This window comes from Streptomyces sp. NPDC079020 (genome assembly GCF_044542225.1).
Classification (GTDB): Bacteria; Actinomycetota; Actinomycetes; order Streptomycetales; family Streptomycetaceae; genus Streptomyces.
This window is the reverse complement of sequence record NZ_JBITUB010000014.1, coordinates 78,488-100,419: the sequence shown is the minus strand read 5'-3', so window position 1 is coordinate 100,419 and position 21,932 is coordinate 78,488. Positions and strand designations below refer to the sequence as shown.

18 protein-coding genes are annotated in these 21,932 nt (G+C 72.1%); 5 read left to right on the top strand and 13 right to left on the bottom strand.

The window, feature by feature from the left end:
* The first annotated feature begins 140 nt into the window (after positions 1-140).
* Positions 141-962, top strand: a complete 822-nt coding sequence (locus ACIGJO_RS26905) for an SAM-dependent methyltransferase (RefSeq protein WP_399962286.1) — start codon at positions 141-143, stop codon at positions 960-962.
* A gap of 18 nt (positions 963-980) precedes the next feature.
* Here ACIGJO_RS26905 and ACIGJO_RS26900 read toward each other — a convergent pair whose 3' ends face one another.
* Both ACIGJO_RS26900 and ACIGJO_RS26895 read right to left on the bottom strand, forming a co-directional pair.
* Positions 981-1,913: a helix-turn-helix domain-containing protein gene (locus ACIGJO_RS26900; RefSeq protein ID WP_399962284.1), complete on the bottom strand. Its 933-nt coding sequence runs from the start codon at positions 1,911-1,913 to the stop codon at positions 981-983.
* A 91-nt stretch (positions 1,914-2,004) separates the two neighbouring features.
* A complete protein-coding gene (locus tag ACIGJO_RS26895; RefSeq protein WP_399962282.1) occupies positions 2,005-2,235 on the bottom strand; it encodes a DUF397 domain-containing protein in 231 nt (76 codons plus the stop codon).
* Positions 2,236-2,419: 184 nt separating this feature from the next.
* On the opposite strand from ACIGJO_RS26895, the gene ACIGJO_RS26890 reads away from it, so the two are divergent.
* Positions 2,420-2,923 (top strand): ATP-binding protein, encoded by a 504-nt coding sequence (locus tag ACIGJO_RS26890; protein ID WP_399962280.1) that lies wholly within the window; start codon positions 2,420-2,422, stop codon positions 2,921-2,923.
* 96 nt (positions 2,924-3,019) lie between these two features.
* Here the strand turns inward: ACIGJO_RS26890 and ACIGJO_RS26885 are convergent, their stop codons facing one another.
* Positions 3,020-5,308 carry a PQQ-binding-like beta-propeller repeat protein gene (locus ACIGJO_RS26885; RefSeq protein WP_399962278.1) on the bottom strand — a complete coding sequence of 763 codons (2,289 nt, stop codon included), beginning with the start codon at positions 5,306-5,308 and terminating at the stop codon, positions 3,020-3,022.
* A gap of 2 nt (positions 5,309-5,310) precedes the next feature.
* Entirely contained in the window at positions 5,311-7,509 is a 2,199-nt protein-coding gene (locus tag ACIGJO_RS26880) for a PQQ-binding-like beta-propeller repeat protein (RefSeq protein ID WP_399962276.1), read from the bottom strand.
* Positions 7,510-7,664: 155 nt separating this feature from the next.
* Here ACIGJO_RS26880 and ACIGJO_RS26875 point away from each other — a divergent pair, with 155 nt between their 5' ends.
* Complete coding sequence (locus ACIGJO_RS26875; protein WP_399962274.1) at positions 7,665-8,267, top strand: hypothetical protein; 603 nt, start codon at positions 7,665-7,667, stop codon at positions 8,265-8,267.
* Positions 8,268-8,469: 202 nt separating this feature from the next.
* Here the strand turns inward: ACIGJO_RS26875 and ACIGJO_RS26870 are convergent, their stop codons facing one another.
* The 6 genes from ACIGJO_RS26870 to ACIGJO_RS26845 form a co-directional block, all read right to left on the bottom strand.
* Positions 8,470-9,606, bottom strand: coding sequence for a PQQ-dependent sugar dehydrogenase (locus tag ACIGJO_RS26870; RefSeq protein ID WP_399962272.1), 1,137 nt, complete (start codon positions 9,604-9,606; stop codon positions 8,470-8,472).
* Between the two features lie 261 nt (positions 9,607-9,867).
* Entirely contained in the window at positions 9,868-11,148 is a 1,281-nt protein-coding gene (locus ACIGJO_RS26865; RefSeq protein ID WP_399962270.1) for a TRAP transporter large permease subunit, read from the bottom strand.
* A 5-nt stretch (positions 11,149-11,153) separates the two neighbouring features.
* Positions 11,154-11,756: a hypothetical protein gene (locus ACIGJO_RS26860; RefSeq protein ID WP_399962268.1), complete on the bottom strand. Its 603-nt coding sequence runs from the start codon at positions 11,754-11,756 to the stop codon at positions 11,154-11,156.
* The gene (locus ACIGJO_RS26855) at positions 11,753-13,882 is read right to left on the bottom strand and encodes a hydantoinase/oxoprolinase family protein (RefSeq protein ID WP_399962266.1); all 2,130 of its coding nucleotides are present in this window, start codon (positions 13,880-13,882) and stop codon (positions 11,753-11,755) included. The genes ACIGJO_RS26860 and ACIGJO_RS26855 overlap by 4 nt, the downstream gene beginning before the upstream one ends.
* 278 nt (positions 13,883-14,160) lie before the next feature.
* Positions 14,161-15,762: an FAD-dependent oxidoreductase gene (locus ACIGJO_RS26850; RefSeq protein ID WP_399962264.1), complete on the bottom strand. Its 1,602-nt coding sequence runs from the start codon at positions 15,760-15,762 to the stop codon at positions 14,161-14,163.
* 120 nt (positions 15,763-15,882) lie between these two features.
* Positions 15,883-16,956: a LacI family DNA-binding transcriptional regulator gene (locus ACIGJO_RS26845; RefSeq protein WP_399962262.1), complete on the bottom strand. Its 1,074-nt coding sequence runs from the start codon at positions 16,954-16,956 to the stop codon at positions 15,883-15,885.
* A 276-nt stretch (positions 16,957-17,232) separates the two neighbouring features.
* On the opposite strand from ACIGJO_RS26845, the gene ACIGJO_RS26840 reads away from it, so the two are divergent.
* On the top strand, positions 17,233-18,834 hold the full coding sequence (locus ACIGJO_RS26840; protein WP_399962260.1) for a hypothetical protein: 1,602 nt from the start codon (positions 17,233-17,235) through the stop codon (positions 18,832-18,834).
* 30 nt (positions 18,835-18,864) lie between these two features.
* Here ACIGJO_RS26840 and ACIGJO_RS26835 read toward each other — a convergent pair whose 3' ends face one another.
* From ACIGJO_RS26835 to ACIGJO_RS26825, 3 genes are all read right to left on the bottom strand, one after another.
* Positions 18,865-19,902, bottom strand: a complete 1,038-nt coding sequence (locus tag ACIGJO_RS26835) for a DMT family transporter (RefSeq protein ID WP_399962258.1) — start codon at positions 19,900-19,902, stop codon at positions 18,865-18,867.
* Positions 19,899-20,507 (bottom strand): TetR/AcrR family transcriptional regulator, encoded by a 609-nt coding sequence (locus ACIGJO_RS26830; RefSeq protein WP_399962256.1) that lies wholly within the window; start codon positions 20,505-20,507, stop codon positions 19,899-19,901. Before ACIGJO_RS26830 ends, ACIGJO_RS26835 begins: the two co-directional genes overlap by 4 nt.
* Positions 20,508-20,607: 100 nt before the next feature.
* A complete protein-coding gene (locus ACIGJO_RS26825; protein ID WP_399962254.1) occupies positions 20,608-21,363 on the bottom strand; it encodes an ArsR/SmtB family transcription factor in 756 nt (251 codons plus the stop codon).
* A 58-nt stretch (positions 21,364-21,421) separates the two neighbouring features.
* Between ACIGJO_RS26825 and ACIGJO_RS26820 the strand changes: the two genes are divergently transcribed.
* A complete protein-coding gene (locus tag ACIGJO_RS26820) occupies positions 21,422-21,859 on the top strand; it encodes a GNAT family N-acetyltransferase (RefSeq protein WP_399962252.1) in 438 nt (145 codons plus the stop codon).
* Positions 21,860-21,932: the final 73 nt, after the last annotated feature.

Below are 21,932 nucleotides of genomic sequence, written 5' to 3'. Positions count from 1 at the left end.
TCACCACTCCCCCGTGCTCCCCCTCGTCCGAGGAGCACCTTGGTCAGCCCTCCGTGGTCTCGTGCCGCCGCTGAAATTTCACTACGCTTCCCCTCCGGGTACGCCGACCGGGCGCGCCGTACAGTCATCCGGGGGATGCGATGCAGGCTGAGGAACGGCTTCCGTACGGGGTGGATGTGCGGACACCGAGCGTCGCTCGGATGTACGACCATCTACTGGACGGCAAGGACAACTTCGCCGCCGACCGTGCCGCGTGCGATGACCTCTTACGCCAGGTGCCGAGCATGAAACTGCTCGCACTGAACAACAGGGCGTTCCTGCGGCGCGTGGTGCATTCCCTCGCCAAGGACTACGGCATCCGTCAGTTCATCGACCACGGGTCCGGCCTTCCCACCCAGGACAACGTGCACCAGATCGCACAGCGTGTCAGGCCCGCCTCGCGGGTCGTGTACGTCGATACCGATCCGATCGTCCGGACCGTCGGCGGTGCGCTCCTGGAGACCAATGAACGAACCGCGGTGCTGCAGGCGGATATGCGGGACACCGAGGTGATCTTCGAGAGCGAACAGGTCGCGCGCCTGATCGACTTCCGTGAACCCGTCGCCGCGCTCTTCGTCTCGGTTCTGCACTGCATCCCCGACGCGGACCGTCCACTGGAGCTCATCCGCAGGGTGAAGAGCCGGCTGGCGAGCGGCAGCATCATGGTCATCTGCCAACTGGTCAGCGAGAGCGCGGAGGTCCGTGACGGCGTCTCCGACTTCATGGACCGCGAGACCCACGGGCACTGGGGCCGGGTGAGGACACGGGCCGACGTCGATGCCTACTTCCGGGAGAACGGCCTCGGCATCCTGGAACCCGGGCTCGTCGAGGTGTCCCGGTGGCGGCCCCCCGCGACCGCGGACGCGCCCGCGCAGAGCAGTTTCGAGTGGGAGGAGTACGGCGGCGCCGGGATCGTCCGCTGACGGCCCGGCGCGCGGCGTTCAGGACAGGGTGACGGCCAGCTCGTCGAGCCGGTCCTCCAGCTGGGTGAGGGTCTGATCGGCCGGGTGGGACATGCAGGAGAGGCTGAAGATCCGCGACTGGTAGCGCTCGGCCTCACCCTCGCCCTCGACGCACCGGGCACTCTCGCTCTGCTCCAGGTAGACGAAGTCGGACAGGAGCGCGTCCGCGAACCGCAGGTGCACGATGGGATGCCCCACAGCCCCGGTCATCCCCATCGACAGCGGGGCGATGTGCAGGCTGATACGGTGCCGCAGGTCGCCCTTGAGAAGGGCGATCAGGTGCTGGATCTGCCGGTACATCACTCCGGGGCTGCCGGCCGGACGCCGCAGCACGTCCTCGTCCATGACCGCCACGAGTGCGGGCGGGTCCTGGGCGCGCAGGAACATCTTCAGCCGGCTGACCCGGGCCGCGGCCCGGTCCTCGATCTCCTTCTGCGGTGCGTCGGGAAAGCCGGCACGCATCACCAGCTGGGCGTACTCGGTTGTCTGCAGCCAGCCGGGAACCAGCTGCGGCTCGTAGGACATGATGCGCTGTGCCGCCGGCTCCAGGGCGAGCAGCGGCTGCACCCAGCGCGCCACCGAGCCGCCGAACGGCTCCCAGACATCAGGACGCTCTCCCTGCGCCGCGATGGACAGCGCGTGGGAGAGCTCCCGTCGATCGGTGATCCCGCACAGCCCGAGCAGTGCCGTGGCATGACGGCCCGCGTGCTCCGTGCGCTCACCCTTCTCCAGCCGGCTCACCGTCGGTGCCGATGTGCCGATCCTCCGGGCCGCGTACTTGCCGGTGAGGTTCGCGCTGATGCGGCACTGGCGGAGATGTTCGCCCAGAGCCCTGCGGTGGGCCGCCGCGCCCAGGTGCGGGCGGGGTGCGAACCCGCGTATGGAGAGGGTCTCCACGTGCTTGCCGGTCATGGCGATACCTCCCCTGGGAGCCGGTCACTGGGGGGTCAGTATGGCAGCGCCGGTCCCGGGAATCACCTCTTGGCCCATAAATCTGACGCCCTTACAGGGCGAAGTCGAAATCACCCTCCTTCACACCGAGAAGGAACGCCTGCATCTCCGCCGGTGTGTAGACGAGGGCGGGCCCCGCCGGGAAACGGGAGTTCCTCATCGCGATTTCTCCCCCCTCCAGACGGGCTACTTCCACGCAGTTCCCCCCGGCATTGCTCCGGACGCTCTTGTGCCATACCGCACCCGGGATCGCTTCGGCACTCACGCCGTTGACCTGCGTCATCACGCTCACTCCTGTTCCTGTACCCACCCCGCCACACCTTCTCCCCACCCCCGAAAGGGAAAGAACGTGCGACCAGGGGCGTCCTGAAATTTCAGCCGCACTTTCAGAACGAGCATCACGGCGCCAGGTAGCGGGACAAAATGCGGTGAGCGTGCCGCACACGCTCACGACGGGGGAGACACACATGCCGGAGACCCACCAGCAGCACACCGCCCCGGTCCGCGCCCCTCGCGGCCGGACCCCCGGCCCCCAGGACCTGACGGCTCATCTCAGCCTCGGCGCACCCCCGTTCGCCGCGTACCGGATCGGGGAGACGACGTCATGTCTCCACGAGGCGAGGAGGTTCGCCTCCGACGTCCTGCGCCGATGGGGCCTGGAATCCGTACGCGAGGATGCCGTGCAGGTCGCCTCCGAACTCGTCGCCAACGCGGTGCGGCACGGCCGGCTCACCTCCCCGTACGGGACGGACGCCCATGTCGTCTGGCTCGCCCTCACCCGGCGCCCCCACAGCCTGCTCTGCGTCGTCTACGACCCCAGCTGCCGGCGCCCGTGTCTCGTCCGGCCGGCCCCCCTGGCCGAACACCACCGCGGACTCCCCATCGTCAACGCGCTCAGTGAGGCCTGGGGGTGGAAACCCGCCGGCGAATCCGGCAAGGCCGTCTGGGCGCGGTTCCCGCTGCCCGCCTGAACAGGGCCGAGCGGGCGGGGGCACCGGGTGCTGCCGCGGCCGGTGCCTTCCTCGGCGTCGGGTGCGCCGTTCGGTGGCCGGTGTGCCCAGCGCGGCTCATCCTCCGTCGGCGTCCAGAGCGATCACGCCCTGGTCCGACCCGGCGTAGAGCCGTCCGCCGCCCGCCCACATCGGGGCGTACGTCCCCCACATCGCGTCGTTGCTCGCGGCGAACGCGTGGTTCCACCGCGCCGTACCGCGGTCCGCGTCCAAGGCCACGACGAGCCCGGTCGACCAGACGTACAGGTTGCCGTCCGCGCACTGGAGCCCGACCGGTTCCTCCACGGTGCCCGGCAGCGTTCCGGCCCAGCGCACGGCACCGGTACGGGCGTCGCAGGCCCGTACGACGACCCTGCTCCGCTCGTCCACCACGGCGTAGTACACGGTGTCCCCCTCCGGAGAGGCGGTCACCGCCATCACCGGCAACGAGGAGTCCTCAGTACGCCACACCACCAGCCCGTTCGCGGGATCCACCGCGTACAGGCTCTCGGCCAGGTGGAGGAAGAGACCTCCGGCCGAGCAGTGCGGCCCGTCGGACCAGCGGACGCGCAACGAGTCGATCACCATCGTGAGGGTGCTGCCGCCGCCCGGGGCGGGCTGCCGCCACAGGGCCGGGCCTCCCGATTCCGCGTCCAGCGCGGACATCTCCGGTGCGCTCCGATCGGCCCTGGTGCTGCTGTTCCACAGCACGTGCTCGCCGGAGGAGGGCACCATCAGGACGAACTGGCCCGCGACGGGGGTGAATTCCTTCGTCCACCGGATCTTCCGGGTCGCGGGGTCCACGGCCCAGACGAACGCGGTCCGCGCGTACGAGGCCCCGGTGACGTACACGAGTCCGCCGGGCTTCGCGTGTACGCCGGCGATCACGACTCCGTCGTCCGGCCGGTCCAGCGCCCATTTCTCGGTGCCGGTGGCGAGGTCGACGGCCCTGAGCACCAGGGTCCGTCCGGTCGGCTTGAACCGGTCCGTGTGATCCACGGCGAACACCAGGCCGCCGGCGAGGACGACAGGGTTGCCGCCCATGTCCGCGGCGGCCGGGTCCGCACTGTTGCGCAGCGGGCCCCAACGGGTCCTCCCGCCCCGGTCGAAGGCCCAGAGGTTCCCGGTGCCGACGGCGATGACCGTTTCCCCGACACCCGCCATGTGGATGAGGCGTTCGCCGGTCCCGGCCGTCCACAGCGGCTTCGCGGTGGTCTCGGTGGCGAGCACCCGCGCGGGGTCCTTCAGGTCCGCGGCGGGCGAGGGTCCGCCGCCCCCGCTGCCGCCGGAGGCCCCTTGCGAGGGCCGGCCGCGCAGTCGCAGCGCGAGCGCGGTGCCGCCACCCGCCAACGCGCCTGCCGCCAGGCCCAGTACCAGCCTCCGGCGGCTGGGCCCCGGGGCCGGCGCGGAGTCCGGTGGGGCCGGTGGGGCCGGTGGGAGGAGAGGCGGCGGCGGAGTGCCGATCGCACCGGCCGGTGACGCGCCAGGCCGCACCATGACATCGGTGGCACGCTCGATGGCGGTGACCAGAGGGGCGGACAGCCACGCACCCGCCGCTGCCGGGGGCATTCTGTGAGGGAGGAGGCCGATCGCCTCCCCGGGAGTCGGGCGGTCGGCGGGGCTCTTCGCCAGACAGGCCGCGACCAGCGGCCGCAGTCCGTCCGGCACCGTCGAAGGATCAGGCGCACCGCCGATGACTCGTCGCCGGGCCTCCGGGCCGGACCCGGCGCCGGACTCACTCGGTCCACTCGCGGCGAACGCGAGTGTCGTGCCCAGGGCGTACATGTCGCAGGCAGGCGTCGGCGGCTGCCCCGCCGTCTGTTCCGGCGACATGTACGCGGTCGTGCCGAAGACAGCTCCCGGTCCGGCCAGTCCCGTGCCGTCGGCGGCCCGTGCGATCCCGAAGTCGATGAGATGCGGCCCGTCCAGGGCCAGGAGCACATTGCCCGGTTTCAGATCCCGGTGGGTGAGGCCCGCCGCGTGGATGCCCGCAAGGGCCTCGGCGAGCCCGGCCGCCAGCGCGAGCAGCGCCGCCCCGGACAGCGGTCCGTCCAGCCGTACGGCTTCGGACAGGGAGATGCCGGGCACGAACACCGTCGCCACCCATGGCGTGACAGCGCCCGGGTCCGCGTCGACGACCGGGGCGGTGAACGCTCCGGGCGCCGTCCTCGCCGCCGCGACCTCCGCGGCGAAGCGGGCCCGGAACCCGGCATCCTGGGCGAGCTCCGCGCGGACCAGTCTGACCGCGACCGTACGGCCGCCGTAGGACCTCCCGAGACAGACCACGCCGAGGTCTCCCGCCCCCAGTCGGCCGAGGAGCTGGTACGGGCCGGCCCGTCGCGGGTCCGAGTGGTCCAACGGCCTCATTCCTACGCTCCGTTCGCGTGCAGCGCGGCGACCGTGCGGGCAGCGGGATCCGACACGCACAGCCGGCCGTCGCCCGCGCTCCACGCCAGGAAGTCGGGCCTCTTCCCGCGCAGCCCCGAGTACTTCCACCGAGCCCTGCCCTGCTCCGGATCGACGGCCCAGACGACAGCGTCCGACGCCATCCAGTACAGGTTTCCGTCCCCGTGGAGCAGGCGGACGCCGGATCCCCGGGCGTCCTTCGGCCCGGCCGGGACCGGGGCCCGCCACCGGGCCGTACCGGTCGCGCTGTCCAGGCAGCGCAGGGAGTGCCCGCCGTCCTCGTCCTGCCACAGGCCGTACAGCAGGCTGCCGTCCTTGTTGATGGCGATGCCGTCACCCTGTGCGGAGGCCTCGGCGGCTCCGTCGGCGCGCCACACCTCATCGCCCGTCGCCGGATCCAGGGCGTACAGGGTGTCGCGCTCGCCGAACACGATGACGTGCTTCGCGGTGGCGGCGAGCGTGGCGGTCAGTCTCCGCTCCCAGGCAGTCCGGCCACTGCTGTCGAGCGCCCTCACCCGGTGGTCCGCGGTGGTGAACACGACATGACCGCCGGTCAACGGAACGGCCGGGGAGACGGGCAGGGCCGCTGTGCTGTACGCCCAGGCCGTGCCACGGCCGGCGAGGTCCAGTGCGCACACATACCTGCCGTCCGGGTCCTGGCCACCCGGACCGTGGAGATGGGCCCGGCCGTCCCTGATCCCCCAGAAGCGCAGCACCCCCGAGCAGTTGCGGTCCAGGGCCGTCATCGACACGACCTCCCCTTCGGCCATGTCGATCGCGGCGACTCCTCTTCTCGCGCCCCACGCCCCCGCCACATACAGCAGCCCCCCGTCCACCGCGGCGACGAATCCGGGGGTCGCATCGTGCGCCGCGAAGCTCAGGCCGTGGCCGCCGGTGCCGCTGTCCACGGTCCACCTCGTGCCGCCCTTGTCGTCGAGACCCCGGACGGCCGCCCCGGAGACGCAGGCCACGACCCCGTTGGCCGAGAGCACCTGCGGGCTGGGAGCGGACTGGTTCACCTTCCAGGCCAGCCGGCCCTCGGGAACGTCACCCGAGGGGCGCCGGATCCGGCGCGGCTGCGGCGACCCCATGCCCGCGCCGGACGCCCCCGCCCTTCCGGAGACCTCGTCCTCGCCCCTGGCCAGCCGGAGACCGGCGCCCGCTCCCACCGCGGAGAGCACCGCACCGCCCGCTCCGAGGAGCAGCCTTCGGCGGCTGACCGCCGAGAGCCGCCCCCTCGGTCCGGGGACCGGTCCGGAGTGCCGGCCCGGTGGCCTGCGGGTGAGGTCCGTCAGAAGGCTCCGTACGGCGACGATGTCGGCGATGACCGCTGCGGGAAGCCAACTGCCCGATGTCAGCGGCCGGTTCGCCCGCTCGATGTACTCGACCACCTGGCGCGAGGTGGGCCGCGCACCGGGGTCCCGGGCCAGACAGGCCTCGATCAGGGGGCGCAGACCCGCCGGGACGGCCTCGATGTCCGGCTCGGTGTGCACGATGCGGTACCCGACCGTGGCGGCGGGACCATCGCCGTACACATGGGAGCCGAGGGCCGCGAAGGCGACCGTGGACCCAAGGGAGAACACGTCGCTGGCCGGGGTGAGCGAGCGGCCGAGCGTCTGTTCCGGCGACATGTAGGGCACCGAGCCGACGACCGCCCCGGTGCGGGTGAGCGCGGTGCCCTCGGGTGCGCGCGAGATCCCGAAGTCGATGACGTGCGGCCCGTTCAGAGCCAGCATCACATTCGCGGGCTTGAGGTCACGGTGGATCAGCCCGGCGCCATGGATGGAGATGAGCGCTTCGGCGAGACCCGCCGCCAGCGTCCGCAGCGCGTCCTCGGGCAGCGGGCCGTGCGCGGTGACCGCGTGGTGCAACGGGACCCCGACGACGAACGCGGTTGCCATCCAGGGGACTTCGGCCCGCGCGTCGGCGTCCACCACCGCTGCGGTGAAGGCGGACGAGACCTTGCGCGCCGCGTCCACCTCCCGCGCGAACCGTGCCCGGAAGCCGGGATCGCGCGCCAGCTCGGGCTGCGCCACCTTCACCGCGACGGTACGGCCTCCCGAGCGCCCGAGATACACGGACCCCATCCCGCCCACGCCCAGCCGGCCGATGAGTGTGTACCGGCCGACCCGCCGCGGGTCCCCGGCACCGAGGTCCTCCATACGCGCCCCCTGCCCGTGGTCCCGCACAGACTATGGCGGGTACCCGGGCCGTGCGTCCTGTTCGAGATCAATCCGGCGGCGAAAAGGGCACAGCGCCGGGACGGATTATGTGAAAATGCCGGGCAGCCGGGTGATCGTCCGACGACGATGTCCCCATGGCAGACGTTGCAGCGGTCTACGGACTGGTCGGTGCGGTGGGCGGGGCTCTCCTGGGGGGTACGGCAACCTTCGCCGTACCCATGCTGCAGAACAGGTATGCGGATCGTGCGCGACGGCAGTCCCGCGCGGAGGCCAAGTTCAACCGGCTGATGGCTCTGCGCAAGGCCACACGAGAGCTGGTCCGCCTGCTCGACGAGGAGTGCGCGTCAGTGCTGGCGGGCCGGGGCGTCGGCCCCGACGCGGCCTGGCCCGCTCTCCAGGCAGCCCTGGACGCCGTGGGACAGGCGGCGGACGACCTCGCGATCGACGGGCTTCACTTCACCCTCTCCACCAGCAGCCGCGAGGTCCACTCGCCCGAGAACAGATGCCTCGCGCTGCTGCTCCGCCACGCGTACAACGTCTCCGGTCTCGTGCGTGGGATCGGCGACGGCGGTGGGGAGACGGGGACTGGCGTACCGCGCCGTGCGCACGGCGCGGTACGCCAGGAGACCGTTCTCCAGCTCACTCAGGAGATGTCGGGCCTGAAGCAGGCCCGTGCGTCCCTGATGGACTTCGCGTTCGATCACATGGACGGTCTGCGGGACGAGCACCGGCTCTGACGCGCACCGAGGCAGCCGGATCGCTGCCCCCTGCGGTGGGCGGTCCCGTCGCGTGGTGCCTCGCCGTCGTGCACGGGCGCACCAGCGTGGCGAGCACGCGTCCACGGCGGACCGAGCCATGAAGCAGGCCGGGCCCGGTGCGCCGAGGGATCAGCTCACCGGGCCCGGCCCGATACTCCGAAGGGCCTTCATCCCACGGCGGTTACGCCGGATCGATGCGGGAGACGCTGCCGCCGATGGCGAGCACGTACAGCGCGCCGTCGCCGCCCTGCACGAACGAGATGACCTCGCCGCCGTTGACTCCGAGGTCGCTCTCGCCCGTCACCTCGCCGTTCTCGATCTGCAGCGCGCGGATGGTTCCGTCGCAGTAGTCGCTGAACACGTACTGTCCCTCAAGGTCCGGGATGGCGTCGCCGCGGTAGACGTATCCGCCGGTCACCGAGCAGCCCAGCCCGTTGCGGTCGTACTCGTGGACCGGCGGCACGTGGTTCGCGGGCTCGGTGCCGCCCCGGAAGGCGTGGTTGCCCTCCATCTCGGACCAGCCGTAGTTCTCCCCGCCCTTGCTGTCCGCCGGGGCCCAGTCGATCTCCTCCCAGGCGCTCTGGCCCACGTCGCCGATGAGCAGGTCGCCCGTGCCCGCGTCGAAGGAGAACCGCCACGGGTTGCGCAGCCCGTACGCCCAGATCTCGCCCTTCGCGTTCGGTACGTCGACGAACGGGTTGTCCTCCGGGATCGCGTACGGCTCTCCGCCGGCCGGGTCGATCCGCAGCAGCTTGCCGAGCAGCGTGCCGAGGTTCTGCCCGTTGCCCTCCGGGTCACCGCCCCCGCCGCCGTCGCCGAACGCGATGTAGAGATAGCCGTCGGGGCCGAACCTGATGTCGCCGCCGTTGTGGTTGGAGTACGGCTGTGTCTGCGTCAGGACGGTGCGCCGGGTCTCCGGCCGGAGCTTGCCGTCCCGCACACCGAACTCGTCCACGGTGCTGGTGCCTTCGCGGTCCGTGTACGAGATGTAGAAGTGCGCGAACTCGTTGTCGAACGCGATGCCCAGCAGGCCGCGTTCGCCGTCGGTGGTGGTCTCGTCGGAGATGTCGAGGACCGGTTCGCCGAGGTCCTGCCCGTCCAACACGCGTACGGTGCCCGCGCGTTCGGCGATCCAGACCGTGTCGCCCGGCCCGGCGGTACCGGCGGTCGGGGTCTGGGCCGTGGCCACTTTCTTGAGCGCGACCTTCGCCGCCCGCTGCTCCGGGGCGGGCTCGTCGGCGGATGCCGTGGCCAGGGCGAGGGAGGCGATGAGGCAGATGGTGCCGATGATGGCCGAGCTTCTGGTACGAACGTTCACCGTGACCTCCTGGAGGCGGCGAATGGGGGGACCCGGCTGCTGAGGGCAGAGTTCTGCGGGTGCTGCCCGTGCCGGCACGCAACCTGGGTGGGGGGATGCTGTGCTGTTGGCCACCGATGAGAATACAGGGACGGATGCTCTTGGCGTAGACCAATGCCCCATCCGTACAAGCCTGTTGCTCCTTGCGCTCTCTCCCCCTCCGCCGGCGGGCAGTACGCGGTCGCGGGGCTCGGCCCGCGCGCTGCCGCGTCCACGGGATGTTCAGAGGTACGTGGCGGCGGTGACGCAGAATCCGCCGAGGGCGACGGCCCAGACGTACGGGAGGGTGCGCAGCATGACCTGTTGCGGGGTGACCCCCGCGTACTGGGCGCTCCACACGGTCTGGGTGCTGGTGGGGTCGGCGACGCCGAAGACCTGGTTGTACGAGGTGGCGAGGCCGAGGACGGCGGTGGCGGGGTAGATCCCGGCGGCGATGAGGACGCCCGCGATGCCCGCGCCGAGACCGAAGACGTTGAGCGGGCCCCGGTAGAGGCAGAGCGGGACGAGCAGGGTGAACACCAGGACGAACAGCACGGCGTTCTGCGGGCTGACCGCCTCGACCAGTGGTTCGAGTGCCTCGACGGCGCCCGGCAGCTTCACCGCGGCGAGCAGGACGCCGATGGCGATGAAGAGGGCGATCGGCGGGGCGGCGACCTCGAAGGCCCCGTAGAGCGTGCGCAGCAGCCGCTTGTTCATTCCGCCGGGGCGGGTGGTGGTGACCAGCGCGTAGAGAACGCCCGCCAGGAGCGAGGGGATGATCGGCACATCGAGGCCGAGGGCGAGGACCAGCGGGACGACCGGGGTGAGCAGGGCGTACCAGGGGGCGTCGCCGAGCTTCGCGCGCCGTGAGGCGGGCTTGGCCGCGGCGGACCTGAAGGCCCAGGCGTGTTCGACGCCGCGGCGGCGGGACTCGACGAGGACGAAGAGGACCGCGGCGACGAGCGCGAAGGGGAACAGCTTGATCATGAAACCGCGGACGGTCGGGATCGGCAGTTCCAGGGCGGTGGAGAAGAACTGCCACACGGGGAGTTCGAAGGGGATGCCGACGGCGATGCCCATGAGGATGGTGCCGGCCGCGGTGGTCCTGGGGATGCCGACCGCGACCATGGCGGGGATGCCGATGATCCCGGCGAGCATCGCGGCGGGTGCGGAGCCGGTGACCGTGCCGACGAGGGCGGAGACCGCGAGCACTCCGAGTGCGACCACGGTGGGGCGGTCGCCGCCGAATTCGATGATCTTCCGCACGAGCGTTCCGGCGATGCCGGTCTCGTCGAGGAGTTTGCCGAGCCAGGAGCCGAGCAGTACGGCGATCATGGTGGCGGCGAGGGCCGGCGCACCGTCCTGGAGGACGGTTTGCAGCACGCTCTCCTTGCCGGTGAGCGGGGCGCCTGAGACGAGGGCGATGGCGACGGCGAGCAGCACCAGGGCGAAGGCGGTGGGAAGTCTGCGGGTGAGCATCGCGGCGACTCCGGCCGCCATGATGAGCAGGATGACGAGACCCATGACGGTCAGTTCTCTCTTCCGTGCGGGGCGGGAGCGGTACCGGCCTCGGCGAGTGCGGCGGTGATCAGGAGGGGGCTGCGGCCGAGTCCGCAGACGGTCCGGGCGTGGGCGTGGGCGGCGATCTCCTCGGCACCCACGACATGGCCGAGCAGCCGGTGACGGCCCAGCCGCAGGACGGTGTGGCCGAGCGCCTGCTTGAGGGCGGCCCGTGCCGGGCCGTGGTGGAGCTGCTCGTGGACGGCCTCGTGGGCGAGGGCGGCGGCGCGGAGGGAGCCGGCGGGGAACCACTGACGCCAGCCGCGCGCCTCGACGATCTCCTCCGCGCGGGCGAAGGAGTCGGTGAAGAGCTCGATCGTGGGTTCGGGCCGGGTGGTGTAGCGGGCGAGGAGACCGAGGTCCAGCCCGCCGTCGGACTCCACGACGCGTGCCCGGTGCCGCACCGCGGGCAGCCGGGTCCCGAACTCCTCGGCTGTCCGGGCCCATTGGCGCAGCAGGGCCCGGTCGCGGCCTTCGTGGGTGGGGGTGCCGGCGAGCAGATCGACCGCGAGTCCGAGGTCGTCGGCGGGGTGCGGGGACGTCCTTCGCCCCTCGCTCGTCGCGTTGTTCATGTCCGTACCTCCAGTACCGCCACCACCGGCTCGTCGGCGGCTCGCGCCTTGAGTTCGCTGCGGGCGAGGGCGAGCAGCGGCTCGGGGTCGAGTACGCCGGAGAGATCGACGATCCGGGAGCCGATGAGCAGCCGTACGGCGGGGGCGCGGACGCCGCCGTCGCCGTACGAGGTGGTGTCCCGCACGAGGGCGGCGAGCACTTCGGGCGCGCGGCCCACCGTGGTCGTCTCCACCTGGGCGTCCGCCGCGTGGAGTCGGATCACGCCGTCGCTGTCGATGACCCGGACCGGGCGGCGCACGGCGCGGAGGCGCCGGCGTATCTCGGTGCCGTACACGGTGTGCGCCGAGGTGCCCGCCAGTACCTCGACATGTGCCGGTTCGGTTCTGAGGCTGGCGGCGGCGGTGCGCAGGCGTTCGTCCTCGCCGGTCCGGCGGGCCCGGTCCTGGGTGCGCAGTTCGGTGGCGCCGGTGGCCACGGCCCGTACCGTGCTGGTCTGCGGGTCGACGGTCACTTCGACCTCGACGCCGTCGGGCGCGGCGCCCTGGGCGACGACGGCGGCCTCCGCCTCGGCGCGGACGGCGAGTATCTGTTCCTCCCCCGCGCCGGGAATGATCCGCTCGATCTGTTCGCGGACTAGGGCAAGGGCGACGCCGATCGGGCTGATGACCTCGCTGTGGCGGGCGATCCGGCCCTCCATGCCGCTGGTGGCGGCCAGGTGCGGGGTGACGGAGGCGGCGCCGCCTCCCCCGCCGACGAGCACGGCGGTGTCCTTGTCGAGCCGGTAGTCCTTGACCATCGCGTCGACGACGGTCTTCACCTGTGCCGTGCCTGCGTCCAGGATCCTGGACGCCGCCGTCGGCACGTCGACGCCCAGGTGTACGGCGAGCGGGGCGAGGGCGGCACGGGCCGCGGCCGGGTCGCAGTGGGCGAAGTCGCCCTCGGGGACCCGGCCGAGCGCGTTGGCGGCGCAGGTCATGGTGAGGGCGTAGCGACCGCCCGCCGCCTCGATGACGGCGTAGTCGGCCGGGTCGTCGTCCATCGGCCGGATCGTGGTGACGGTGGCGTCGCGCAGGTCGTCGGGTGAGGCGAAGCAGGCGTACGGCAGCCCGGCGATGTGCGCGCTGCGCGGTCCGACGCCGATGATCCTGCCGCCGCCGACGCGCGCCATGGAACCGCCGCCGACGCCGACGGTGCGTACGTCCAGGGCGTTGAGGTAGGACGTGCGGCCGAGGATGACGGCGTGCCGGACGGCGACCTTGCCGCGCCGCACGACGCTGATGTCGGTGGACGTGCCACCGGTCTCCAGGAACAGGCCTTCGCTGATCCTCTCCCGCATGAGCGCGCCCGCGACACCGGCGGCCGGGCCGGACAGGACGGTCAGCAGTGGTCTGCGCCGCATCTCGTCCAGGGACATCACCCCGCCGTCGCAGCGCATCACCATCAGGGGTGCGGTGACGCCCGCCTTGACGATGGAGGCGTCGACGAGGTCGGCGGTGGCCAGCATGCGGGGCAGGATGGCCGCGTTGATCACGGCGGTACGGGTCCGTTTGTGCAGGCCGTAGAGCGAGGTGATCCGGTGGGCCGCTGTCGCGGGGAGCCCGGCCGCCCGTGCGGCGGCGGTGACGGCCTCCTCCCCTTCCGGACGGTCGACCCCGAACGGCTCACTGGCGACCAGGACCTCCGCCCCCTCCTGGGCGACGGCTTCGACGGCGCGGCGGACGGCGGTGGTGTCCTCGGGGTCCTCGACATGGGCGTAGGTGAGCGGAAGGCGCTTGCCCGGGGTGAGTTCGAGCCGGGCGAGTGCGGCGAGGCGGCGGGTGAGGACGGCTCCGGCGCCGGAGCCGATGCCGATCAGGCCGACGGTGGCGACATCACCTTCCAGCAGGGCGTTGGTGGCCTGCGTCGTCCCGTGGGCGAGGAAGGCGACGTCCTCGGGGGCGCGGCCGGTCCGGTCAAGCAGCCGGTCGAGGGCGGTGACGATGCCGTGGGCCACGCCGTCCTCGTGGTGGTGGCTGGTGGGGACCTTCACCTGTCCCAGCAGTTCGAGCGTCGTGGCGTCGACGGCCACGGCGTCGGTGAAGGTCCCGCCGACATCGATGCCGACTCGGATGCGGTGGGTGGTCATGGTGGGAAGCACCTCCTTGTGCTGCGGTGCGGGAGGGGAACGTGTGTGCTGCGGTGCGGGAAGGGGGAACGGGATGGATGCGCCCCAACGGCCTTCCGTGATCCCTGATGGATCGGCGCGCGGCGTCGGATGCGGTGCGTCACCGGGCGTACGGAGGTCCGCGTACCGGATGTCTGCGTACGGATGCCGACGGATGCCGACGGATGCCGACGGATGTTCCGACAACGCCGCGAGGCGCCGTGTCTGCCGTCGCGCGCCCAGGGATGTCGGGAGAGGCTTCAGTAGCCGCGGATGTCGGGCCAGTGGCGCTGGACCCCGGCGCGCTCCAGGACGCGGGCGAACTCGTCGAAGTGCTTGTCGTCCGCCTGGACCTGGTGCGGTTCGACACCGTCGGCCAGGCAGTGTGCGGCCAGGGCTCCGGCGGCCTCGCCGATGTTCCACTCCACCGGGTGCAGGCGGTAGCAGCCGTTGGTGATGTGGGTCGTGCCGATGTTCTTGCCCGCGGGAAGCAGGTTGCGCAGCCGGCGCGGGACAAGGGCACCGAGCGGGATCTCGAAGGGCACGGACCCGATGTCGATGTAGTTGTCGCCGCCGGTGGAGGGGTGGAGGTCGATGCGGTAGCCGCCGACGCCGACCGAGTCGCGGTGGCGGGTGCCGCCGCGCGGGCCGACGAGGTCGATGGCGACATCGTGTTCGGTGACGGTGGTGACGGCCTTGATGCGGCGGGACTCGCGGATGTACGGGGCCTTGGCCAGCCCGTCGGCGGTGCCGGTGACGTCGGGGCGGATGCGCAGGCCGGGGAAGCCGGTGCCGCCGTCCTGCCGGGGGGCCTCGGTCTGGAGCCAGTACAGCAGCGAGAGGGACAACTGCCGTGCCTCGCGCAGGGCCTGTGCCTCCTCGCCGATGTAGGGCTTGAGCCAGTAGTCGTTGAGGGGCCAGTTGACGAGGGTGATGTCGGAGTCGAACGAACCGGGACGGTGCATCGTACGGGCGAGGATGCGGCGGAAGCCCCAGAGTTCCTTGTCGCCCGCGTCGGCGCTCTGGTCGGCCGTGACGTCGAGGGGGTCGAGCGCCGGATTGGGGACGAAGGTGCGGGGCACGGGTTCGAGGGTGCGGGGGTCGGGTGCCTCGAAGCCGAGGAGGGGTCCGGGCCAGAAGTCGGGTCGGTAGGAGCGCCAGAACGCGTAGTCCTCGGGCCGGTCGATGGTGTGGTCCTGGCCGGCGTGATGGGAGAGGGCGAAGCAGACGGTGATGCCCTGCTGGTTGAGCGGCTGGGCCTCGTCCGGCGCGTGGGGTTCGTCGAACTCCGCCCGCGCCTCGGCGCCGTTGGCGTGCTCGACTCCGGCGAGCGGCAGGAGCTCACCGGTCTCGGTGGCGTCGACGACATAGCGGGCCGTGAGGGTTCGGCGGTTGCCGTCCGGCAGGGACTCGACGGTCACGGCACGGATGACATCGTTGTCGGACTCTGCGGCGACCGGTCGGTGCCCGGTCAGAACGGTGAGCCGCCCCGCGGCCCGGTGGGGGGCGAGCATGGATTCCAGGACGGCGAGGGCGACCCGGGGCTCGTGGCAGAGCTTGCTGACGCGCCCCGCGCCGGGGTTGAGTCCGGTCAGGGCGAGGGCCTCGGAGCGCAGCGGGTACCACTGCCGGTAGTACTGACGGATGCCCTCGCGCAGACTGCGGTACGAGGCCGTGGTGCCGAACTGTTCGACCCAAGGGTGCTCGTCCGGGGGCACGGCCTGCGAGGTGAGCTGACCGCCGATCCAGTCGGTCTCCTCCGTGAGGACGACGGTGCGTCCGGCCCGGCAGGCGGCCAGTGCGGCCGCGACGCCGCCGAGGCCTCCGCCGACGACGAGGATGTCGGGTTGCTGCACGTTCACTTCACTCCTTGTGGTGCGTGGAACTCGTGCGGCACGTAAGGAAATGCCGCACATGATCTGGGGTTCGGACCGTGGATCCGCTGCCGGATCCACCGCCCGGTGGTCCGGGCAGCGGTGGCATCAGGCCCGTACCGGCGGCGGCCCGACCGTCGCGCCGGGACGGAAGGGGCAGGTCACCAGGGGCTCCGCCGCCTGCTCACCGGCCACCAGTGCGGCCAGCAGACGAATGGCGGCGGCGCCCAACTGCGGTCGGGGGATGTCGAATCCGGCCGGCTCGGGCTCATGGGCCAGGTCGGCGGGCGGGCTGCCGAGCAGGGCCAGCGAGAGGTCCCGGGGGCAGGACAGGCCCGCTTCGTCGACGGCTCCGCGCAACGCCCGCCAGGCGGCGCCCGTGTCGGTCTCCTCGGCGACGAACGCGGTGACGCCCTCGGCGAGACGCGCGTGCAGCCATGCCGCCGTCAGCTCCGCTTCCGGGTCGGCGCACCGGAGGACGGCGGCCGGTCCGGCCGGCAGCCCGGTCTCCTCCAGCCCCTTGAGGAAGCCGCGTTCACGGTCGGTCGAGGCGTGTGCGTCGTCGTCCTCGCGAACGAGCACGATCCGCTCGTGCCCCGCCGCGGCGAGCCGGGACACGACTTCGGCGCTCGCGCTCACATAGTCGGCACCGACACAGGCGAGCCCCTCCAGCTCGTCACGGCGGCCGATGTGGACCACGGGGAAGCCGTCGTCCACCAGGCGGCGCAGTTCGGCGGTGGGTGTGTGCCGGCCGAGGAAGAGACAGCCGTCGGCGAGCCTGACCCGGCTCAGCGCCTCCGGCCGGGTGGCGCCGGCGCCGCTCGATCCCGTGAAGAGGACGAGGTCGTAGCCGCGGGAGGCGGCTTCCTGCTCGACGCCGACGAGGAAGGGGTAGTAGGAGTGCCGCACATCGGTCGGGAAGGCGGCGGTGAAGGAGAAGACACCGAGCAGGTTGTTGCGCGCGGCCGCGAGCCGGCGGGCGACCGGGTCGGGGACGTATCCGAGGCTGTCCGCGGCGGCGAGAACCTTGTGCCGGGTCTCCTCGGATATGGAGATGCCCTGCTTGTTGCCTCCGAGGACCAGCGAGACGGTGGCCTGCGACACCCCTGCCAGGCGGGCGACCTCGGCCTGCCTCGGACGGGATGTCCGGCCACGCCGGTCCTGAGTTTCCCGCTGCGCCATCTCCGCTTCCGATCCTTCGTTAATGCGTATTAGTACTGGGTGTTGACGAGTACTTTGAACGCGCCCCGAGCAGCCCGTCAAGGGGTCGGACGCATTTTTTCCGGAGGCCGCCCGACCACCACGCCCCTGGACGACGGGTGCAGGGCAGGGACCTTCGCCGGACGGGGCGGCACGCGGCCACGGATCGGCCGACGGGCTGAACTAATACGTATTAGCACCTTGACGTCCCCCTTCGGCGGGTTCGAAGCTGAGCGCCCCACCCACCGTGAGGACGCCATGAGTGAGATCACCCGACGAGGGTTCGGCCGTATGGCCGGGCTGACTGTGCTGGCCGCGGGAATATCCGCGGGACCGGGCTCCGCGCACGCCGCTGCCGGTACGGGATCTGTGAGCGCCGGCGCCGCGGCCGGGGAGCCGTTCGCCCTGCGCCACCTCAGCTCCTTCGGCCAGCGGCGCTACTTCACCTACCCCACCCACAACGGCTTCGTCGACGCCGACCGCATCGTGCTCGGACAGCGTGAGACCGGAAGAACGAGTCTGTGGGAGGTGCATCTGCGGACCGGTGAGCAACGGTTCCTGGCGCGGTTCGCGACCCCGGCGAGCGACCGGAACCCGTTCGTCTGGTGGAACATCCACTCCGGACGCCTCGTCACCTGCGCCGAGAACGCGATCTGGCTGATCGACCTGGCCGACCCCTCCCCCGTCAAGCTCTATTCACCACCGCCGGGCCGCGCGCTCAGCGTGGTCGTGAATCTGCATCCGGCGGGCGACAGGGTGCTGTGCAGCCACTACCCGGCACCGATCACCGCCGGACCGACCACGGCGGTGGAGATCGGACTCACGGACGGCGGCGTCAGGGAGGTGTTCTCGGGGGACGTGATGGCCACCCACTTCCAGTACAGCGCCCACGATCCCGAATGGATCGGCTACGTGCTCGGCGGCAACATCCTCGCGTGGGGCCTGCATCCGGTCCACGCGCCGCAAGGCAAGATGATCTGGGACCAAGCGGCGGCGGGCGTCCCGGTCGGGACCCACCCCGTGTGGAACTCCCGGGCGGCCACCGGCTGTCTCGCCGTGGCCATCGGCGGGAGGGCGTCGGGGCTGTGGATGGTCCACCCGGACGATCGGCCGGATCGGCTGCTGGCACCGGGGCCCTCGGGGCCGAACGGCGCGTACAACCACTGCGATCTCACCGCGGACGGCCGCTGGGCGGTGACCGACACCAATGGCCGCAACGGATCGGCGCTCGGCCAGGAGGGTGCGGTGGCCCTGGTGGATCTGACCGGCGTACACCCTCCGCGCACCCTCGGCCCGGTGGGCTGGGGCTCCGCCCATCCGGGCCATCCCCATCCGGCCTTCTCGCCCGACGGCCGGATGGTCGCCTACACCGACACGGAGGCGGCCACCGACCGCACCCGTGTGGTGCTGTGCGACTCGCGCGGCAACTGGGCGCCGCGCCCCCTGGAATGGCAGGCGGAGGCGGAGGACCTGGTGGTCACCGCCTCGGGCGGCCGCACCGAGACCTTCGCCGATCCCCAGTGCGGCGCCGGTCACGGGCTGCTGTTCACGCCCGCCGCACCCGGCGACGCACTGACGTGCGAGTTCCGGCCCCCGCAGGCCGGTACGCGGACGCTGAGGCTCCGGGTGAAGCGCCATGACTCACGGGGCATCTACCGGTTGTCGGTCAACGGCACGGCGGTCGGCGCACCGCTGGACCTGTACAGCCCGGTCATGACCTACGCCGAGCCGGAGTTCGCCCAGGTCTCCCTGCGGGCAGGGGTCAACCTGATCCGGCTGACCCATGTGGGCCAGAACCCGAAGAGCACCAGGAATCCCGGGACTTGTGCGATCGACCGCGTGGGGCTGCGGACCCCCTGACGGCTGTCCCGTCGTACCCTGCCCGTCCCGTCAGCGCACTTCGGGCGTGCCCGGTGTGCCGCTGCGGGCCGGGGGCCGGGCCGTGCCCCGTATCCCTGCTTCGGCCCCGGCCCCGGCATCGGGGCCGGCCACCGGTGTCCGCGGAGCCGGTCTCGACGGCATGGTCAGCACGGCGAGACAGGCGACGACCAGGGCGATGCCCACCCAGCCCAGCGGGGGCAGGCGTTCGCCCACGACGAGCACGGCCAGTACGGCGGCGACCGCGGGTTCCAGCAGGGTGAGCGTGGTCGCGGTGCTCGCGGTGATGTGTCTCAGGCCCCATCCGAACAGTACGTAGCCGATGAACATCGGCACCAGGGCCAGGTAGAGGCCCACGGCGGCGTTCGGCCAGGAGTCGAGAAGGGGGGCGCCGGTGGCCAGCAGGACGGGCACCAGCAACACCCCGCCCAGCCCGAAGACGCCGCCCATCGCCGCGCCGGAGGAGACACCGCGGCTGATCAGCCGGTGCGCGGCCCACGCGTACAGGGCGTAGCTGAGCGCGGCCAGCAGGCCCAGCCCCACACCGAGCAGGGTCTCCCGCGCGGAACCTCCCCCCGGGACCGAGTGGGCCTGGGCCGCTTCGCCCAGGCACAGCAGCACTGTCCCGGACAGCCCCAGGCCGGTGCCGAGCATCCAGCGGCGCGTCAGACGGCGTCCGTCCACGACCCGTTCGATCAGGGCCGAGGCGAGCGGGGCCGAGCCGATCGAGACCACTGTCCCGACGGCGACCCCGGCCAGACGCATCGAGCTGTAGAACGCCAGAGGGTAGATCGCCACCCCGATCCCGCCGAGCAGCACCGCACTCCGCTCCTCGCGCAGCCGGGGCGCCTCGGCCGCGATACAGCGGCCTGCCACCAGTGTCTGGAGCAGCCCGCCCAGCCCCATGGCCACTGCCCCGATCGCGAGGGGGCCGACCGCCGGGGCGAAGGTGGCGGCGGTACCCGTCGTCCCCCACAGCACCGACGCCACGAGCACGCACAGGGACCCCGCGCCCACCGAGCCGGCCGGATGTCCGGCGCGGCGCGTCACAGCCGGTCCATCAGGTCCGCCGCCATCCTCCGGGCACGCTCCAGACGCGTCCCCGCACCGTCCAGCCCGGCGCGCGCCGTCGCACCCTCCAGCAGGTACGCCAGGTGTTCCGCCATCGCGCGCGCGTCCTCGGGCCGCTCGGGCAGCAGCTCGTCGAGGTGCCCGGCGAGCAGGGACTCGATCTCCTCCTTGTGCCGGCGCACCGCGGTCCGGCCCTGGTCCCCCGCGGGCAGTTCGGCGGCCGCGTTCAGCAGTCCGCACCCCCGGAATCCGTGCTCATAGGCACCGGCCGCGTGATCCGCGTACGCGTCGAAGACAGCCAGCACCCCGTCCCGCCCGTCCCGGGCGCCCTGCAGCCGCTGCCGGTAGAGGGCCAGCCACTCCTCGTGCCGTGCGTCGAGGTACGCCATCACCAGGTCCGACTTGGAGGAGAAGTTGTTGTACAGACTCATCTTCGCCACGCCCGCCTCGGCGGTGATCGTGTCGATTCCCGTCGCGGCCACCCCGTCCGCGTAGAAGCGGCGCGACGCGGCGGCGAGCAGCCGCTCGCGCGCGGCTCCCCGCCGCCTCTTCGGTGGCGTCGCCGCGGTGCCGGTTCCGCTCATCGCACTCCCCTTCGGTAATTAGGTAGGTCAGTCTACCTAGTGACCGGGCCGCACCTGTCCGATGGGGCGTACGGGGGAGAAAAAGAGGACGGCGGCCCTGTCACTGTCGGCGCAGGGGCCCGTTCTCGCCGGAGGGAAGGCGGTCCGCCGGGACGTGGAGCTGTTCGACGAAGACCTGGCGCCCGGCTTCCGTGAGGGCGAGGGCCCGGCCGGTGCCGATCCTGGTGACCCAGCCCGCCGCCAGCGCGTGCGAGCAGAGCGCGGCTCCCAGTGCTCCGCCCAGGTGCGGGCGGCGTTCGGTCCAGTCGAGGCAGGCCCGTACCACCGGGCGCCGGGACGTGGTGGACCAGGTGACGCCGAGTTCGTCGAACCGGGACGCTCCTGCCGCGGAGAGTGCCGGCTGCGGATCCCAGGTGATCAGGCCGCCGCCCAGGAGCGCGTCGGTGACGGCCATGCCGAGGGTTCCCGCGAGGTGGTCGTAGCACAGCCGGGCGCGGGCCAGGGCCCGCGCGCGTCCCGTCGCGCCGAGCGATCGGGGACTCGGAGGGCTGTACGGGGCGATCTCGGCCAGGCTGTCGAGCAGCGCCGTCACGTGCGGTCCCGCCAGGCGCAGATAGCGGTGGCGGCCGCTGCGCTCATCGGCCACCAGGCCACCGTCCACCAGCAGGTTCAGGTGCTCGGTGGCCGTGGAGGGGGCGACGCCCGCATGCCGGGCCAGCTCCCGCGCGGTCCACGCACGGCCGTCGAGGAGGGCCACGCACATGTCGGCGCGTGTGCCGTCCGCCAGCAGTCTGGCGACGGCCGCGAGGCCGATGCCGACATCCGCCTCCCCCCGGTCCGCTCCCGCACCGGGCATGGTCTCCTCCGTACCGTTCGGCGCCCGCCGAACCGTACGGATTCTACGCTCCACTCCCATGAACAGCGTGCACAGCTCCCTGGAACTGGACCTCACCGACGCCCCCCGCCCCGACGACACGGCGGTCATCTCCGACGCACTGGACCGCTTCAATACCGATGTCACGGGCATCGCCGACCGCCGGTCCCTCGCCGTCCTGGTACGCGAGCGCGATACCGGGAAGGTCGTCGGCGGTCTGACCGGGCGGACCTCTCTCGGCCTGCTCTTCGTCGACCTGCTGTACCTCCCGCCGGCGCTGCGGGGTACCGGGCTGGGCAGCACCGTGCTGCGCCGCGCCGAGGACGAGGGGCGGGCCCGCGGATGCGTCACCGGTGCGCTGTACACCATCAGCTTCCAGGCCCCCCTCTTCTACGAGCGGCACGGGTGGCGGCGTCTGGGTGAAGTGGCCTGCACACCCGCCGGATCCAGCCGCATATTCATGACCAGAGAACTCTGACCCCGCCGCCTCCGCCGCGCGGCGTCCCCACCGCGATGACCAGCACCGCGCCTCGCGGGCACCGGTCGGCGGC